The sequence below is a fragment of the Mesorhizobium sp. M1006 genome, assembly GCF_040318825.1.
GTDB lineage: Bacteria > Pseudomonadota > Alphaproteobacteria > Rhizobiales > Rhizobiaceae > Mesorhizobium.
On record NZ_JAMYMZ010000114.1, the window covers coordinates 1 to 2,615 of the forward strand.

Annotated in this window: 1 protein-coding gene and 1 pseudogene; both read right to left on the minus strand. The window is 58.5% G+C overall.

Annotated elements, in window-relative coordinates; all coding sequences use genetic code 11:
• Nucleotides 1–518 precede the first annotated feature (518 nt).
• Nucleotides 519–1,811, minus strand: a complete 1,293-nt coding sequence (locus NKH60_RS34665) for an LLM class flavin-dependent oxidoreductase (protein WP_352875083.1) — start codon at nt 1,809–1,811, stop codon at nt 519–521.
• 335 nt (nt 1,812–2,146) lie between these two features.
• A pseudogene (locus NKH60_RS34670) lies at nt 2,147–2,615 on the minus strand (IS4 family transposase); the annotation flags it as partial.

Sequence of the window (2,615 nt, forward strand, 5' to 3'; positions counted from 1 at the left end):
GCGGCAATGCGCTTTAGTATGTGCTGCATATGTTTTCCTTCGCGCAAGCGCAATCTTTCTGGCTGAGAACGTCTCACTCGTCGTCCACTCCTAGGTCTGGCCCTCCGCATCGCCAAAGTATCGAGGTCAGCGGCAACCGCTTTCGCTATGGAGCTTCCAAGGAGCCGGCAATTAAATTAGAAATGTTCTGAACTGGTTGAGGGACTTGGGTTCGAACCGGGGTCTGCGGAGCAAAACTCCGCTGTCCCTAACGCCAGACGATCACGATCTCATCGATTGCCCGCCGCCGTTGCAGAAACGAGATCGGCTAACGTCAAAACACATCCTGCCAACCCCTCTCGGACCAAACCATCGGCGGAAGACTGTCAAGGTGACAGCACCGCAGATCACCGTACCGGCCAGCCAGCCGCAGAGCCTCGCGCAGGCAAGAATAGTTGCTGTAATAAGCGGAGATGCGAAAGGGTATTCGAACTCATCTGTGATCCTTGCTTGGAGGTGAAAGAAAAATGCCTCATCGCTTATGCTTTGATCGTTTCCCTCAGAGTCGAGCCCGGGTACTCCTTGCGGAATAAACCGCGCTTTTGAAGGATAGGGACGACCGATCGCGTGAAGGCCTCGAAGGAGCCCGGCATTTCGGTGGGCGTCACGATGAAGCCATCGCAGCCCTTATTTTCGAAGAATCCCTGAAGCTCGTCGGCCACTCTCTCGGGCGTGCCGACGACTTGAGGGCAAAGTTCGCTTATGGCAAATTGTTTGGCCGCTTCGCCGAGCGTGAGGTTACTGGCCTTTGTACCTTGAAGAATGATATCAAAGGAGCCGCGAGAACCGGCTTCTGCCGGAATGTCGCCAATTGGCTTGTTTATCGGGTATTGCGACAGATCGAGCCCGGTATGGGCCGACATGAAAGGGATGGCGAGGCTTGGGTCGACCAAGTCATTGATGTAGCTCTGCTTCTCACGGGCAATCGATTCTGTTTCGCCGACGATCGGGTCCACGGAGACGAGGATGGCGCAATCGTCCGGATTCCGCCCTGCCTTGTCGACGCGACCCTTCATCTCGGCGTAGAATTTCTGCATGTCCGGCAACGAATGCTGAAGCGTAAAGACAAGCTCGGCGTAGCTAGCGGCGAAATCGCGGCCGCGCGGTGACGATCCGGCCTGCATGATGACCGGATGCCGCTGAGGACTGGGCGGGACGGTGAACACGCCCCTTGCCCCGACGTGTTGCCCGGCGATCTCGGTGCGGCGCATCTTCGCCTCATCAATGAAGTCGCCGCTTTTCTTGTCGCAAACGAGCGCGCCGTCGGCCCACCCCGTCCACAAGTCAAGACACACTTTCAGGACCTCCTCGGCGCGGTCGTAACGTTCACTGCGCGGCAGGAGCGCCTCCTCACCAAAAAACTGTGCCTCCTGGTCGATTGCGGAAGTTACGATGTTCCAGGCGATGCGGCCGGCGCTCAGCGCATCGAGCGAGGAAAGCATGCGGGCAATCGCATAGGGCTCTTGGAAACTCGTCGAAATCGTCACGCCGAGTCCAATGCGTGACGTCGCCCGCGCCATCATCGCGACAAGAGGGACAGGATCAAGCAGCGACATCTGCCCGCCCCGCGCCATAATAGTTTCGTTATAGAAACTTAGAACATCGGCGAAGAAGAACCCATCAAATCTCCCGGCCTCGAGCGTGCGCGCCAGCGTCTCCCAGAACGCCGGCTCGAGAAACCTGTTCTCTGTTTGCGGATGGCGCCACATCGCATGATGATGGCAAGTTGGCCCCGCCATGAGAAACGCTACAAACTTCATTTGACGCGACATTGTGGGCCCCTCAATTTGGCATTTGATGTATATGCTGTTCTCCCTGCAAGGGACGTGCCGACTGAAGACGCGGCAGCTAGGTAGCTGATTTACAATCATTTTCCTCAAGCCGTCCAAAGCGGTGAGAGCCAAAAGCTCCCTGCAAAGCACAAGGGATTGTGGAGCCAATGTTAGGTTTAGGACACAGTGATCGGCTCTGTTACCCCAGCCCACCTAACCGGCGACAGCTAGTTGTTCCTTCAAATCCGGCACGCCGCGGTCCCTACCGGCTTCCGATTACCCACATCGTCGGCTTGATCCAATGGAAATGCCGAAGGCGATGTCGTGCAAGCGGGTCATGCCGCGCCAGACGACCATGTGCCGGGAGGCGGATCATGGTTGCGGGCGAGATAGCCGCCAAGCATGGCGATTTGTAGCAGGTAAGCGGCGAGCGTGGGCCGTTGGAGGCGCGGTCGCGTTCGGGACGCGTCGATCCGGTCGAGCGCAGTGATCTCGGCGAAGGTGAGAACGCTGTCGGGCGCGGCGTCTGGCTTGGCGCGCGCCGACATAGTGACGAAGAATATGCGCCAGCTGACCACCGCGATGAGGACGAGAAACTTCGCCAGCCTCTCGGCGGTCTCGAGCCTCGCCTCCTCGGCACGGCAGCCGGACTTCATGACCTTGTGGAACACCTCCGCCTTCCAGCGCAGGGCATACCAGCCGAGCTTCTCGACCGCCATGGAGAGATCTTCGACCGGCAAGTTGGTCACCAGCTTCCAGTCGATCGGCTCGCGACCGGGCGGCGGATCTTCTTCGAGGGCGTGG

Bases quoted from the DNA above. Each gene is read 5' to 3' on its own strand.
- NKH60_RS34665 (WP_352875083.1), bottom strand. From the start codon at position 1,811: ATGTCGCGTCAAATGAAGTTTGTAGCGTTTCTCATGGCGGGGCCAACT.